The 14,692-nt window shown below is 67.7% G+C and carries 13 protein-coding genes; 6 read left to right on the top strand and 7 right to left on the bottom strand.

Annotated features, from left to right (window positions below; genetic code table 11):
* The first annotated feature begins 97 nt into the window (after positions 1-97).
* The gene (locus U743_RS15350) at positions 98-2,962 is read left to right on the top strand and encodes a putative bifunctional diguanylate cyclase/phosphodiesterase (RefSeq protein ID WP_043769437.1); all 2,865 of its coding nucleotides are present in this window, start codon (positions 98-100) and stop codon (positions 2,960-2,962) included.
* A 14-nt stretch (positions 2,963-2,976) separates the two neighbouring features.
* Here the strand turns inward: U743_RS15350 and U743_RS15345 are convergent, their stop codons facing one another.
* The gene (locus tag U743_RS15345) at positions 2,977-3,273 is read right to left on the bottom strand and encodes a hypothetical protein (RefSeq protein WP_043769434.1); all 297 of its coding nucleotides are present in this window, start codon (positions 3,271-3,273) and stop codon (positions 2,977-2,979) included.
* Between U743_RS15345 and U743_RS18895 the strand changes: the two genes are divergently transcribed.
* Together U743_RS18895 and U743_RS15335 are read left to right on the top strand one after the other, a co-directional pair.
* The gene (locus U743_RS18895) at positions 3,162-4,148 is read left to right on the top strand and encodes a tyrosine-protein phosphatase (RefSeq protein WP_084191599.1); all 987 of its coding nucleotides are present in this window, start codon (positions 3,162-3,164) and stop codon (positions 4,146-4,148) included. The genes U743_RS15345 and U743_RS18895 overlap by 112 nt on opposite strands.
* Positions 4,149-4,204: 56 nt before the next feature.
* On the top strand, positions 4,205-5,704 hold the full coding sequence (locus U743_RS15335) for a WS/DGAT/MGAT family O-acyltransferase (protein WP_052368266.1): 1,500 nt from the start codon (positions 4,205-4,207) through the stop codon (positions 5,702-5,704).
* Positions 5,705-5,720: 16 nt separating this feature from the next.
* On the opposite strand, the gene U743_RS18340 is transcribed toward U743_RS15335, so the two are convergent.
* Together U743_RS18340 and U743_RS15325 are read right to left on the bottom strand one after the other, a co-directional pair.
* Positions 5,721-6,581, bottom strand: coding sequence for a thermonuclease family protein (locus tag U743_RS18340; protein ID WP_084191598.1), 861 nt, complete (start codon positions 6,579-6,581; stop codon positions 5,721-5,723).
* A 51-nt stretch (positions 6,582-6,632) separates the two neighbouring features.
* Positions 6,633-6,950 carry a TFIIB-type zinc ribbon-containing protein gene (locus tag U743_RS15325; protein ID WP_043769428.1) on the bottom strand — a complete coding sequence of 106 codons (318 nt, stop codon included), beginning with the start codon at positions 6,948-6,950 and terminating at the stop codon, positions 6,633-6,635.
* Between the two features lie 131 nt (positions 6,951-7,081).
* On the opposite strand from U743_RS15325, the gene U743_RS15320 reads away from it, so the two are divergent.
* From U743_RS15320 to U743_RS15310, 3 genes are all read left to right on the top strand, one after another.
* Positions 7,082-8,428: an esterase/lipase family protein gene (locus U743_RS15320; RefSeq protein WP_043769425.1), complete on the top strand. Its 1,347-nt coding sequence runs from the start codon at positions 7,082-7,084 to the stop codon at positions 8,426-8,428.
* Between the two features lie 87 nt (positions 8,429-8,515).
* Entirely contained in the window at positions 8,516-10,363 is a 1,848-nt protein-coding gene (locus tag U743_RS15315) for an amidase family protein (RefSeq protein ID WP_043769423.1), read from the top strand.
* An 82-nt stretch (positions 10,364-10,445) separates the two neighbouring features.
* On the top strand, positions 10,446-10,934 hold the full coding sequence (locus tag U743_RS15310) for a GFA family protein (RefSeq protein ID WP_043769421.1): 489 nt from the start codon (positions 10,446-10,448) through the stop codon (positions 10,932-10,934).
* A gap of 34 nt (positions 10,935-10,968) precedes the next feature.
* Here U743_RS15310 and U743_RS15305 read toward each other — a convergent pair whose 3' ends face one another.
* The 4 genes from U743_RS15305 to U743_RS18335 form a co-directional block, all read right to left on the bottom strand.
* Complete coding sequence (locus tag U743_RS15305; RefSeq protein ID WP_052368264.1) at positions 10,969-11,478, bottom strand: FKBP-type peptidyl-prolyl cis-trans isomerase; 510 nt, start codon at positions 11,476-11,478, stop codon at positions 10,969-10,971.
* Positions 11,479-11,631: 153 nt separating this feature from the next.
* Positions 11,632-12,426, bottom strand: a complete 795-nt coding sequence (locus tag U743_RS15300) for an ABC transporter permease (RefSeq protein ID WP_043769419.1) — start codon at positions 12,424-12,426, stop codon at positions 11,632-11,634.
* The gene (locus U743_RS15295; RefSeq protein WP_043769416.1) at positions 12,423-13,385 is read right to left on the bottom strand and encodes a daunorubicin resistance protein DrrA family ABC transporter ATP-binding protein; all 963 of its coding nucleotides are present in this window, start codon (positions 13,383-13,385) and stop codon (positions 12,423-12,425) included. Before U743_RS15295 ends, U743_RS15300 begins: the two co-directional genes overlap by 4 nt.
* 160 nt (positions 13,386-13,545) lie before the next feature.
* Positions 13,546-14,568 carry a cobalamin B12-binding domain-containing protein gene (locus U743_RS18335; protein ID WP_052368263.1) on the bottom strand — a complete coding sequence of 341 codons (1,023 nt, stop codon included), beginning with the start codon at positions 14,566-14,568 and terminating at the stop codon, positions 13,546-13,548.
* Between the last annotated feature and the right edge of the window lie 124 nt (positions 14,569-14,692).

Here is a 14,692-nt window from a genome sequence, read left to right as displayed (position 1 = left end):
TGCGCAGCATTCCGCCGCCGCACGGCTGGCCACACAGCAGGCTCCGTGCGGCGGCGGTTGTCTTTTCTTCCCGGGGTTGGAGGCGACGGTAAACGCAATGAAGCTCGTCGACCGGGTTATTCGCTTTCTCAGCTATCTCCTGATTCCGGCCGTCGTTGTTGCGCTGTCGGTCTTCCTGCTTGTGCAGCCCGACGATTTCGGCGCCCGATCCGAGCCCTTGTCGATCGCCGTGCTAGGCGAGACCGAGACGGCCCTGTCACCTGTCGAGGCGCGTGCGCGCCTCCAGGATCGCGCAGCGGTCGATAGCTACAGCACGCATCTGGCGGAGACGCCGTTCTGGATCTGGACACCGATCGACGGGCGTGTCTCCGGCGAACCGGTCCTTGTGCTGCCGTCGCGGCACACGCGAGAGATCGAATGCTGGGAAGGGGCGAGCCTGCAAAGCCTCGGCCGTGCAGACCGTGATCGCACGGCGGGTGCAATGTATCCGGCCGATACCGGCTTTGCGGTGTCCTTTGATGAAGCGGCTCCCGAGGAAGTGCTGTGCCGCGGTCGCTTCTCGGGGCCAGCCAATATTTCGGCCGAGCTGTGGTCGGCCGCAGCGCTGGATCGCGCCAGCCGCCATGCCGCCCGCGCTGCGGGCATGCTCGAAGGCGCCCTGCTCGGGCTCGTTTTTCTGGCCTTGGCCTTCTCATTGGTCAATCGCGACGCACGCTATCTGCTGCTCGCGACCTGGCTCTTCGCCAACCTGCGCCTTGCTGCCATATCCATCGGCTGGGACGACGAATGGATGGGCGCGACCCTTCCCTCCGACTGGCTGGAGCCGATACGGCAGCTGACAATCGCCGCCTACTACCTGCTGACCTTCGCGCTTTTCGATCGGCTCTTCGGCGAGATGCGCCTGCCGGTCGTGCTCAATGGACTGCTCGCTACGGCCAAGGCGCTGGGCCCGCTGTTGCTGGCGGCCGCCATCCTGCTTCCCTTCGGCGATTTCCTGCCGTTGATGTGGGGCATCGTCGGCTTCGGCATCACCGTGGTGCTGGCCTGCATGTTCGGCATGGCACTGCGACCGAATGGGCGCGTCGCAATGTACTACGGTGGCGCGCTGCTCATGGTGCTGTCTGGCTCGGCCTCCGAGATTGTCGCTGCCGCTTTCGGCTTCGATGCGCTCATGGGCGTCCTGAACAACGTCACGGCGGCGCTGGCCTCCAGCGCCCTGGCGGTGCTGGCCTTCATCGAACAGCTGCGCGACGAGCGGCGGCGCCGAGAACAGGCCCAGCGCAAGCTGGCACGAACCTACGAGAACACGCCGATCGGCCTGTTTACGCTGGACGAGGCGGGCCGCATCCAGCGCAGCAACACGGCGCTGCGCGAGATGCTCGGGCTGGAGCAGGCCGGCGATCCAGCGAGGCTGGCCGGCTTCTTCGGCCCGGAAGCGGAGCAGATGCTGCAGCACACCCTTGCCGCCGAGGGTGCGCAGGAGCTGGAGATTCCAGGGACGGGGGGGCCGGACCACGCGCGCTGGTACCAATTGCGCGCCCTGCGCGGCGAGGACGGCATCGAGGGCTCGCTGCAGGACGTCAGCGAGCGGGTCGCCGCCACCCGCAGGCTCAGCTTCCTGGCCGATCACGACTCCGTCACCGGCGCACGCAATCGGCGTGGCCTTGAGGTCGGTCTGGAAACAGCGCTCGCAGACGGCGACGCCCAACGCCCCGGCGCGCTGGTCTATCTGAATGTGGATCGCTTCAAGCTGGTGAACGAGCTGCATGGCTACGCCGTGGGTGACGACGTGCTCCGCCAGCTCTGCGCGCGCATTCAGGAAGAGCTGCCGCCGGAGGCCGTAGTGGCGCGCCTCAGTGGTGACACCTTCCTGCTGCTCTTCGCCGATGTGCCGCTGGCGCCGGCCGCGCGGATCTGCCGGCGGATCCAGAGCGCGATCACCGAGCGCCCCATCGTGGTTGGCGAACGGCCCTTTCCGCTCAGCGCCGCTTTCGGGGTATTGGAGCTGACGCCGAATATGGCGGCCATCGACGCCATCTCCTCGGCTGAGCGCGCCTGCCACGAGGCTAAGCGCGGCCCCCGTCTGGTCGTCTACGACCGCAATGCGAGGGCGCTTGCCGAACGGGTCGAAGAGCTGCGCGTCATCAAGAGCATGGACCGCCGGGATGCTCCGGCCGGTCTGCGCATCGAGATGCAGCCGATCATGTCCTTGCAAGATCCGCGGGCAAGCCTGGACTTCGAGGTACTGCTGCGCATGGAGGACGCCGACGGGTGTTCCGTACCTGTCGGTCGGGCGCTGGCTGCTGCCGAGACCAGCGGCAACATGACCAAGCTCGATACCTGGGTTCTCGGCCGCACTCTACAGTGGCTGCGTGAGCACAAGGAGCAGCTGCCGGCCACGCGCTTCGTCTGCGTGAACCTCAGCGGCACCTCCCTCAACGACGAGGACTTCATCGACACCGTGCTGCGGACGCTGGCGGACCACCCTGACGTCGCGCCCTTGCTCTGCCTGGAGATCACCGAAGCCGTGGCGCTACGCGACCTTCCGGTGAGCCGTCGCTTCATGGAGCGTTTGCGTGAGCGCGGCGTGCGCGTGGCGCTGGACGATTTCGGGGCGGGCTACACCTCTTTCAACTATCTGCGCGAGCTGGAAGCCGAAGTGCTGAAGATCGACGGCTCCCTGGTGCGGGATCTGACGGCGCATCCGCGCAACGCCGCCATTGTCTCCGCGATCGTCGCGCTGGCCCAGAACATGGGCATGCGCACGATTGCCGAGTGGGCGGAGGATGCAGCCACTGTCGAAGCCCTTGCCGAATGCGGTGCCGATTACGTACAGGGCTGGGCCATAAGCGCCGCGCAGAAGCCGGAAGCCATCCTGCAGGCACGCTCGGCGGCCGATTTCGTGGAGGATGAGGCGGTGCTGCAGACGCTGCGCCGCCTGGGGCCGCCAAGCTCGTTCTGAGGTGGGCATCGACCTCAGCGCTGGGCGCGCAGCTTGCGCGCCCAGGCCACGCGGCGTTGGATCTGTGCGTCGGCCCGCAGCGCATCCAGTGTGTTGAGCCGGCGGCCGAGGGTCTGCTCGTCGAAGAAGCGGTGCACGGCCGCGTGGCACTCGCGACACAGCCAGACGCCGCGGCTGCGCATTTCCTCGACGCTGAAATATCGCCGATACCAGGGCTTGCGATGATTCTTGCGCGGAATCAGATGATGAAAGCTCAGCGGCACGGCGCGGTCGCAGAGCGCACAGCGGGTGTTGGCGGATTCCTTGGGCATATGGCGTCAGCGACGAGAAGCGGCCGGCGACTGCGCGATACTATGCCCTGCGCCGTCGCTCTCGAGCGGCTACCGTCGAAGCGCGGCGCAACCCCTTTCTCAAGCACCGGAGGTTCGTTCTGGAGCAGGAGCTCGCCATTGCCCGCCGCTGGATTCCGCTGGAGGGTTGCCACAACCTGCGTGATCTGGGCGGTTATCCCACGCGCGACGGCCGGCGGCTGCGCTGGCAACAACTCTATCGCGCAGACGCCCTTGGCGGCCTGACACCGGCCGACATCCTGCGAATGCGCAATGAACTGCGCATCAGCAGCGTCATCGACCTGCGCCATGCTCGCGAATGCGAGCGCAATGGCGTTGCGCCCATCGTCGACGACGACGCCGTTCGCCTGCTGCATCTGCCGCTGAATCGCGAGAATGTGCCCAAGGACGATCCGGTGCCCGATCTCGACGATCTGGGCACGGTCTATCTGTGGATCGCGCGCGGCGTCGGGCCGGTGCTGGCGCGCGTGCTGACCGCCATCGCTGCCGACGAAGCCACGCCGCTGGTCTTTCACTGCGCGGCCGGCAAGGATCGCACCGGCATCGTCGCCGCGACTCTGCTTGACCTGCTCGGTGTGCCGGACGAGCTGATCGTCGCCGACTATGCCCTCACCGAGCTGGTCGCCGCCGGTATCCGCCCCGAGGACCGCGCGGCAGCCTTTACGCTCTATCGCGAGCAGGGCGCGCCGCCGGAGGCGCTGAATGCGCGACCGGAGCACATGCAGCGCTTTCTCGCCGGCATGCGCGACGTCCACGGCAGCCTGCGCGACTACCTCGCGCCCTACGGGCTGAGCGAAGCCGTCGTCGAGCGATTGCGCGCGCGCCTCCTGGAGTAGCCACCGCGTCCGCCTGCTAAGGTGGCCGTGGAGACTAAAAGAACGGGAGACGCGGCATGGCGACCAAGCGCCTGAACTCGCTGGACTGGACCTTCCTGGCCGCGGAGACGCGCGAGTCGATGATGCACGTCGGCTCGATGATGCCCTTCTCCGCACCGGCCGATGCCGAACCCGGGGCGCTGAGCGCGCTGATGGAGCAGCTGCGCAGTGAGCCGCAGGTGCAGCCACCCTGGAATCTTAAGCTCAAGTATCCGGGCTTCCTCGCGCATCCGCTGCAGGGCTGGGTGGTGGACGACAGCTTCGATGTCGACTATCACATCCGTCACTCGGCGCTGCCCGAGCCGGGCGACGAGCGCGCCCTGGGCGTGCTGGTCTCCCGCCTGCACAGCCACAGCATCGACTTCCATCGCCCGCCGTGGGAAGTGCACCTTATCGAAGGGCTGGAAGGCGGCCGCTTCGCGCTCTATTTCAAGGTGCATCACAGCCTCATCGACGGCTATACCGGTATCCGGCTGCTCTCGCGTAGCCTCAGTCGCACCCCTGACGAGCGGGAGGCACCGCTGTTCTTCGCGGCGCCGCCACAGGCGCAGCGGGCTGCCAGCGGCGAAACGAAGCAGCCCGTGCTGGAGAGCTTGATGCAGGGTCTGCGTCAGCAGCTGGGCACCAGCCGCAGTATCACGCGCGCGGTGGCGGGCAGCTTCCAGCGCGGACACCCTGAGCGCGTGGCACCCATGCAGGCGCCGAGATCAATCATCAATCAGCCCATAAGCCGCAACCGACGCTTCGCCACGCAGGAATTCGACATCGCCCGGCTGAAGGCCGCGGCGCGTGCCCACGGCGGCACGCTCAACGATGTCGTGCTCGCCATCAGCGCTGGCGCGATGCGCCGGCTTCTGATCGAGCAGAAGGCCCTGCCGGCGAAGCCGATGACGGCGATGGTGCCGGTGAACATCCGGCCCAAGGACGATCCAGGCGGCGGCAACGCGGTAGGGGCGGTGCTGGCCTCGCTGGCTACCGATGTCGCCGACCCCTACAAGCGCATCAACGCCATCATCGCCTCGACGCGTTCCGCCAAGGAGCAGCTCCAGGGCATGACGCGCAACGGCATCATGCAGTACAGCGCGCTGCTGATGTCGCCGTTGCTGCTGTCGCAGTTGCCGGGTGCTGTCGGTCATGTTCGTCCGGCCTTCAATGTCGTGATCTCGAACGTACCGGGGCCCACCGAGCCGCTCTACTTCCGCGGCTGGCGCATGGACGCCTACTACCCGATATCGATCCCCTTCCACGGCTACGGCCTGAATATCACCGTGGTCAGCTACGTCGACAAGCTGGATTTCGGCTTCATCGGTTGCCGCGATAGCGTTCCCCATCTGCAGCGCCTGGCCGTGTACGCGGTCGACGCCCTCGCCGAGCTGGAAGGCCGCAAGGCACCCCCGCCCGCGAGCAAAGCCACGGCGCACAAGGCAGTGAAGAAGGCTGGCGCCAAGAAAGCCCGTGCGAAGAAGGGCGTCGGCGCCAAGCGCGCGGCGAAGAAGGCAGGTAGTAGGCGCGAATAATCGGCCTATCTCGGGCTTAGAGCTGATCCATCTGCGCCGGGTGGCGCAGATGGATCAGCGGGTGGCCGTCGCGTTGGCGGATGACGCCACGCACGCGCACGGTCTCTCCCTCCAGCGCGCGCAATCTTGCGCCGGAAAAGCGCTCGCGGGCGGCCTCCGCCACATGCAGGCGCAGCTCTCCCTCCAGTCGTAGTTCGGCGCTGACACGCCCGGCACGGGCGGCGACGACACGGCCTTCGAGCTGACGGTAGCTGTTGCGATGGGCGCCGGCTTCGATGGCTGGTAGCGGCTGCAGCGCTGGCTCGGCCCAGAGCCCTCGGCCGGCTTTGCGCGCCTCGTCCTCGGCTGCGAAGTAGGCATCGGCGTGTCCTGCGTTGTCCTCGTGCAGGCTGACCACCGCCCAGCCGGCGCGCAGCATCTCGGCGCCGAGGTCCCGGCCGCTGTCGTCGCGCAAATAGCCGAGCAGGCGGTCGTAGTCGTCGCGTGCGGTGTCCCCGGGTTGCAGGTGCAGCTCGCTGCCTTCGACCAGGCTGGCCAGATGTGCGCGAGCGGCTTCGGCGCCGGGTTCGCCGGGCCGGCCGCGATACGGCATCTCGGGGGCGTCGATGCCGATCAGTCGCAGCCGGCGCTGGTCGTCCAGAACGACGGTGTCGCCGTCGATGACCGAGGCGACACGGGCTTCGCGCACCGCCGGGCGGGAAATTGCCTCGATGCGCTCGGCGCCACCCGGCGGCGGTCGGTCACTGTAGTGCGGGACACCGCGCTCGTCCACCCAGTGGTAGAGCTGCGCACAGACGCTCGCCGGCAGCAGCATCAGCGCTGCCAGCAGGCCACCGGGCCCCGGGGTCCTCCGCAGTTCGGCTTCGGAAGCGCGCATTCAGCGAGCATGGCAAGGCGCTGAATGCGCGTCCAGCACCCCTGCGAGGCACTAGTGCGCGCGGAAGAAGCTCTCGAAGTAGCGCGCGCAGGGTTGATGCATGACACCCGGGAAGGCCTGGGTGGCGCCCCGATCCAGCCAGCGGCCGCCGCAGCGCGGGCATTCGTGCAGGCTCAGGCTAGCGAGTTGGCCGGGTACGACATGTAGCCCGCAGCGCGGACAATGCCCCTCCGCCGGTAGCGCTTCGGTGGCCGGGGGCGGCTCCATTGCGCGCTGCGCCTGTTTCCGCAGCAGCGTCGCGAAGTAGCGGGATTCTTCGGCGCGTTCGCGCCGTCCCAGAAGATCACCCAAACGATCCTTAAGGTCCATGACGGAACTCCCGCGTGCGATGCCTTGACCTTTGACCTGCGGCGCGCCCGGTAGGTTCGCTCGGACTGGCGCCGCTTCGCGGCATGGGCTAGCGTGCAGGGCGTGGCCCGGGCGATGCGCGGAGGCAATCGATGCTCGTCATCATCCACGGCTGGAGCGACGACGGCCGCTCTTTCCGTCCCCTGGCGCGCCGGCTCGCGAAGGCGCCGCCGGAAGGTGTCGGCGCGGATATCGCCGAGGTTCACCTCGGGGACTACGTTTCGCTGGATGACGAGCTGCGCTACGCCGATCTGGTCGCAGCGCTTGACCGGGCCTGGAGCGACCGCGACCTGCCACGCAAGCCGCGCAGTGTGGACGCTGTCGTGCACAGCACGGGCGGGTTGATCATCCGCGATTGGATGACACAGTGCTTCGCGCCGGACACCGTGCCCATCCGCCGCCTGCTGATGCTGGCGCCGGCGAACTTCGGCTCGCCGCTGGCGCATACCGGCCGCAGCCTGGTCGGGCGCGCGCTGCGCGGCTGGCGCGGCACGCGGCTCTTCGAGACCGGCACCCACATCCTCAAAGGGCTGGAGCTGGCCAGCCCCTACGCCGAGCAACTCGCCCAGCGCGACAGCTTCGGTGGCGCGCGCTGGTACGGACCCGGTGCGGTGCTGGCGACGGTGCTCTGCGGCAACACCGGCTACGACGGCATCTCCGGTATCGCCAACCGGCCCGGTACGGATGGCACCGTGCGCGTCGCCAGTGCCAATCTCAACGCGCTGCGCATCGGTGTCGATTTCACCGGTGATCCAGCCGCATCGCCCTCAATGAGTCAGAGTCGGCCCGAGCATACAGTGGCCTTCGGCATTCTCGACGGTGAGGACCATTCCAGTATTGCCGGCAAGAACCGCGGGCCGCGTGCACCGGACAGCCTGACGCTGATGCGTCGGGCGCTAAGGGTCACCGATGCCGGCTACGAAGACTGGTGCAGCGAGCTGCAGGCGCACAATCAGAGCGTCACCGCCGCGGCCGAAGCACGCGGCGAGTGTCACTTCCACAGCTTTCACAACGCCGTCGTTCGTGCCGTCGATGACGCCGGCAACGCCGTGAGCGATTACATCGTCGAGCTCTACGTCAACGACGACCGCAGTCCCCGTGATCGCAAGCGCACACGCCGCATCCAAGAGGAGGGCGTCGTCAATGTCCACGCCTACGGCGACGATCCTTCGCGCCGCAGTCTGCTCATCGACACCACCGTCATGCGCGCGCTGATGGACGGCACCGACGATCGTCTCTATATCAGCGTGACCGCGAGTCCCGACGCGGGCGACGGCAAGGTCGGCTACCGCAGCTACTCAGACGTCGATACTGGCCATCTGGTGGTCGACGGTACCGAGCTACGCGCGCTCTTCCGCGCCCACGGCACCAGCCTCATCACGCTGACGCTCAAGCGCCACCAGGCCCCCTCGGTCTTTCGTTTCCGCGGCGCTCGCTGAGTCTCGGGCGTGGGGTGACGCGCCCTTCAGATGGCACGGATGCTGCACCGCAGCAACCTCCGGGCCTATGCCCTCACGAGCACCATAATGCGTCATCCCGCAGCCCTGCTATGTGTCGCTATTCTCTTCACTGCCTGCGGTGGCGGCAGTGCGCCCGAGTCCGGTGAGGCCGCACCGAGCGGCAGCTTCGATATTGTCGAGGCGACCGTGGACGACGTCCACGCGGCGCTCGCGGGTGCCTTGCCACTGCTGGACGGAAGCCGCCTGAGCTGCGTCACGCTCGCAGAGATGTATCGCGCCCGCATCTTCGCGCACAACAACAATCCACAGCCCAACGGCGGTCTGCCCATTCGCGGCGTGCTGTCGTTGAATCTGGCCGCCATCGCGCAGGCCGAGGCGCTGGACGCGGCCTATGCGCGCGACGGCGGCATCGGCGACCGCCCTCTGCACTGCATGCCGGTGCTGCTCAAGGACAACTACGACACCCACGATCACCCATCGACCTCCGGCAGCTACGCCATGCTGGGTCACCAGGCGGGCATCGACGCCGAGAGCGTGCGCGGCCTGCGCGACGCCGGTGCGCTCATCCTGGGCAAGGCCAACCAGGACGAGTTCGCCTACTTCACCACCGGCTTCTCGGCGCGCGCCATCCAGGTGACGAATCCCTACAACACTCTCGAAAGCCCGGCCGGATCGTCCTCAGGCACCGGCGCCTCCATCGCCGCGAGCTTCGCCATCGGCGGTACCGGCTCGGATACCTGCCAATCGATCCGGCATCCGTCGTCGGTCAACGGTCTGGTCGGTATCCGGCCCAGCCTGGGGGTGGTCTCGCAGCACGGCATCTTCCCGCTGTCGCACGCCCGCGATACCGGCGGGCCGATGACGCGTACGGTGCGTGACGCCGCCCTCATGCTCACGGCCATGGCCAGCGTCGACGAGCGCGACTTTCGCACGCTGGAATTCCCGGCGGCCGAGCGTCCGGACAGCTACACGCGCTTCCTGGACCGTCAGACCCACGGTGTGGCTGGCCGCAACATCGGCGTGCTGCGACAGCTGGGAAGCAATACGGAACCCTATGGCACCGGCGAGCAGGGAGCGCTCATCGCGGCGGCCGTCGAGCGGCTCGAGGCGATGGGCGCGAATATCTACGACATCCATCTGCCCGAGTTCAGCAGCCGCGGCGCGGGCAACCAGAATTTCGATGCCAATGATTACTTCAATGTCTTCGAGTCCGACGGCGGGCAGAGCCCGCGACGCTGCCTGACGAGCCTCAACAGCGGCACGGCCAACGATCGCGGTGATTGCTTCGGGATGCAGGGCATTCTCGAGACGGGACGCGTCGGCCCGCGCTCGGTGGCGCTGCTGGCTGTGAATGCAACGGGCGATCCGGATGCTGCCGGCACGCAGGAGGCTCTCGATGCCATGGCCGCCGAGCGCGCCTACGTCACCGGCATCATGGATGCACTGGTCGACGCCGACGGCGAGCCGGTACGGGACGAGAACGGCGAGCAGGTTCGGCTCGACGCCTTCGTGCTGTCGCCGGGCCCCACCGGCGGGCGCACCTGCGACCTCGGATCGACCACGCACATGGGCTCCATCGTCGTGCCGGTGGGCTTCGACGCCAGCGCCGCCGGTCCGATGGATCGCGAGGGGCGCGGCGTGCCGCGCGGCATGGAAATCTTCGTCCGCCGCTTCGACGAGGGCACAGGCATCGGCATCGCCTACGACTACGAGCAGGCGACGCAACACCGCGCGCCGCCGATGATCGCTCCAGGGCCGCTCAGCGGCAGCGAGACAATCGCCAGCTTCAATGCCCGCCTGCAGCAGGCGCTGATGGTCGCTGCTTCCGCCGCGCCGGAGGATATCCCCGTCGAGACGCTGCTCGAAGCTATCACAACGCTATTCGGAACCCGGCCCGACGGCGCGCAGGACTAAAGCGGCGGGCGTGCAAGGACCCTTGCATGCCATGGCGTGCCTACGTGCACAATGGCTTTCCTGCGTTCCGGGAGTCGAAGCCATGTGGCTGGACGGGTCCTGTCATTGCGGTGCGGTTGCCTTCCGCGTCTTCGCGCCGCACCCCTATCCCTTTGCGCGTTGCTACTGCTCGATCTGCCGCAAGACGGCCGGGGGCGGCGGTTACGCGATCAATATCGGCGCCGACAACGCGACGCTGGAAGTGCTGCGGGGGAGGGAGGGCATCCGCATCTTCCACGCGCAATTGCACGACACCGGCGAGCAAAGCCCCGGTGAACGCCGCTTCTGCGGTCATTGCGGCAGTGCGCTCTGGGTATGGGATCCACGCTGGCCGGAGCTGGTGCATCCCTTCGCATCGATCATCGACACGCCGCTGCCACCGGCCCCGGTGCATCTGCACCTGATGACCGGTAGCAAGGCGTCCTGGGTGCCGGTCGAGGCCGGGCCGAAAGACGATGTCGTGGCCGAGTATCCGGAGTACTCGCTGGCCGAATGGCACGAGCGGCAGGGATTGCGCTCGTTCGGCGACTGAAGAAGGAGCGGCCTGGCAGCCGCTCCTTGCGGCCTCAGTGCTCTTCGTGCTCGCCGTTCTCGTCGTGCGGATGACCGTGCTCGACTTCGTCCTCGGAAGCTTCGCGCACGTCCACGACCTCGACATCGAAGTTCAGCGTCTCGCCGGCCAGCGGGTGGTTGCCGTCGACGGTGACTTCCTCGTCGCCGACCTCGGTGACGGTGACGGTGACCGGGCCGTTCTGGGTCTCGGCGCGGAAGCGCATGCCGGGGGCGACCTCGTCAATGCCCTCGAAGGCCGAGCGCGGCACGTTCTGTACCAGCTGATCGACGCGCTCGCCATAGCCGTTCTCCGGCGTGACTTCGACCTGGAACTTGTCGCCGGGCTTCTTGCCTTCCATTTCCTGCTCGAGACCGGAGACGATGGTGTTCGCGCCATGCAGATAGCGCATCGGCTCACGATCGCGGGAGGAATCGATGACCTCGTTGTTAGTGTTGGTTAGCGTGTAATGGAATTCGGCGACGGTTTTTGCGGTGATCTGCACGGGCTTCACCAATGAATGCATGTGGCCTAAATGCTACGCGAGACGCGCTGCGCCTGCTGCGCCGTCCCTGCCCCGGCCCCTCGCGGTTTCGACCCGGGGGCACCTTGGAGAAGCCGTCGTGTCGGGGCTCCGCTGCCGCCGAGGTGACCTCGGACAGCCTCAACAGGCGAGAAATCAGCCCCGCGCCAGGCGCCGGCGCAGCGCCCACAGCGAGGCCGGTGCAAAGACTGCGGTGATGCCGAGCGCCCACAGCATGGCACCCGCTGCGGGTGCCAGCACCGGCCCGCCCAGCAGTAGGCCGCGGCTGGCGTCGGCGAGCATCGACACCGGATTGATCGCGACCACGACCTGCAGCCAGCCCGGCATGGTCTCGGCCGGCACGAAGATGTTGCTGACGAAGGTCGCCGGGAACATGGCCGTGAAGCCGAAGAGCTGGACATGCTCCGGGTCGCGTGCGAGCACGCCCAGCAGCACCATGACCCAGGAAGCAGCCAGCGCGAAGACTAGCAGCAGCGCGCTCATGCCGATCAGGCCGTACCACGGTGCCTCCATGCGGAAGCCGAGCAGGAAGCCGACGATCAGCAGCAGCAGGATCGACCAGGCCTGCTTGACCAGATCGGCCGTGATGCGCCCCGCCAGCGGTGCGGCGCGCGCGATGGGCAGGGCGCGGAAGCGGTCGAAGATGCCCTTGGTGAGGTCGGTATTCAGGCCGTGGCCGACGTAGACCGTCACGAAGATCATGTTCATGACGATGATGCCGGGCAGCATGAAGCGCAGGTAGTCCTCGGTGGAGCCCGCGATGGCGCCGCCGAAGACATAGAGGAAGAGCACCAGGAAGATGATCGGCTGGATGCTGTAGTCGCCCAGCTCGAAGGGGTTACGGCGGATCTGCAGGATGCTGCGCCAGGCTAGCGCTCGCGTCTGGCGCAACGCCTGCGCGATGCCGACACGGCTGGCGGGGGCGCTCATGCTTGTTCCTCCGTCTCAGGGTTCTCCGCCTCGGCGTGACGGCCGGTAAGCGCCAGGAAGACATCGTCGAGGCTGGCGCCGCGCAGCAGCAGTTCGTCGACGGCGATGCCCGCCGCGTCCAGCGCGCGCAGAAGTTGCGGCAGCAGGGCGGGGTCGGGCGCCGGCACGCTGGCGCGGCGGTCATCGACCTCCGGTCGCGCGCCGCTCTCGGCTGCAAGAATCTCCACCAGCTTCGGCAGATCGGCCGCATCGCGGGCCCGCACCACCAGGGTCTGCGCACCGACCCGCGCCTTCAGCTGCTCGGCCGTGCCTTCGGCGATGACGCGGCCGCGGTCCAGCACGACGATGCGATCGGCCAGCGCGTCGGCTTCCTCCAGATATTGCGTCGTAAGCAGCACCGTCGTGCCCTCGGACACGAGCCGGCGGATCAGCGCCCACAGCGACAGCCGCGCGCGCGGGTCGAGCCCGGTGGTGGGCTCGTCGAGGAAGAGAAAAGCCGGGCGGCCGACCAGGCTCGCGGCCAGATCCAGCCGCCGCCGCATGCCGCCGGAATAGCCCAGGACCGGGCGATCGGCGGCCTCCAGCAGATCGAAGTCCGCGAGCAGCGCGTCGGCCCGTTCGCGCGCCTCGTCGCGGCTGAAATCCAGCAGACGTGCGATCAGCTTCAGGTTCTCGCGGCCGGTCAGCTTCTCGTCCACCGAGGCGTACTGCCCGGTCAGTCCGATGGACTGGCGCACCTGATGCGCCTGCCGCTGCACGTCGAAGCCGCCGACCGTGGCCGTGCCGCCGTCAGCGGCGACGAGCGTCGCCAGAATCCGCACCACCGTCGTCTTTCCGGCGCCGTTGGGCCCGAGCAGGCCCAGCACCGTGCCGGCCGGCACGGCGAGATCGACGCCGTCGAGCGCCTGCGTGGCGCCGAAGCGCTTGCTGAGGCCTTGCGCGGAAATGCCTTGCGACATGGCTGTGGAGCTCCGGGAGCGCTGAGCCGGGCATATTAGCCGCCGGGCGTGACCGCCGCGCGCAGCGCAGGCGTGGCGCCCTGGGCCGGTGCCGCCACCCGTCAACCCTGCTGAGGCACTGCTACCGGACGAACGGGCGTGGTGGCCGTTGCGGTAACGCTCAGGCGGCCCGTTCCAGCTCTGCCATAACCTGCTGCAGATCGCCTGCGTCTTTACCCACGATATCGCCGCCCATGCTGCGTGCTACCTCGGGGTACTGATTGACCGCAAGCCCGCCGAGGATCACTCGGGGCATGGCGTCGCCCAGTGCTTCGCGCAGTTGCCGAAGCAGCTCGCGTACAGCCAGCAGTTGCGGCGGCAACGCCGCCGAGAAGCCGAGCAACTGCGGGCGTTTCTCGCGCAGGATGGGCAGCAGTTCATCCGAGGATGCCGGTCCGTTGAGCAGCAAGGTCTCCCAGCCTTCCATCTCGAAGGCATCGGCGACGATGCGCATGCCCAGCGCGTGGTGGTTGCCCGGCGCCCGCGCCAGCACGACGCAGCGATCGCTGGCAGCAGCGGGTGGGGTCTGACCGGATGCCTGCGCGAGAACGGCCTCCGCGATGGCCGTGGCCAGGCGCTCCTGCGTGACCGACACCGCATTGCATTGCCACTTCCGGCCGATCTCGTAGAGCGCCGGCTGCAGCAGGTGGACGGCTGTCAGAACGTGATTGCCGCTGCGCGCGATGCCTTCCTCGAACAAGGCTGCGGACCGGCGATGATCGCCGGCCAGAAGCGCTTCCTGGAAGCCCCCGGGGTGCTTCCAGGCTTCTTCAGGGCCGCTTCCCCCGTAGTCCAGAGGCGCGTCGCGCTCATCTTCCAGTCTGGCCCGGGTCTCGGAGAGCAGTGCGGTAACCGCGTCTCTCTCCGCGCCGGTCAGGCGCAGACCGAATAAGTCCTCCAGCTCCATGAGCGCCGGCTGTAGCAGATCGGCGCCGCCGCGGCTGGCCAGAACCTGCTGGAGCCAATCGATGTAATCCAGGAAGGCGTCGCTTTGCGCGCACTCCAGCGCCGCATGCAGGGCATCGAAGGCGTAGGCGGCGTCCTCGCGCGACGCCGCCAGCGGGTCGGCCCCGAGTTCTTGCCAAATCGGCTGGAGCGCCGACCGGAGGTTCTCGGCAAGCAGCGAGATCGCCTCCTCGCGCAACGCACAAACGTTCTTCCAGCGAATGTTGCTCCTTCGCTTAAGGATCGCGCTGCGTTTTGTCGGTGATGGCTGCATTGCGTCGTTCTGCCACTGGTGCTTGGTGGAGCGGAGCGTGCCCAGGCAG

The organism is Algiphilus aromaticivorans DG1253 (genome assembly GCF_000733765.1).
In the GTDB taxonomy this organism is placed as follows: domain Bacteria; phylum Pseudomonadota; class Gammaproteobacteria; order Nevskiales; family Nevskiaceae; genus Algiphilus; species Algiphilus aromaticivorans.
This window is presented reverse-complemented; position numbering and strand designations above follow the sequence as displayed.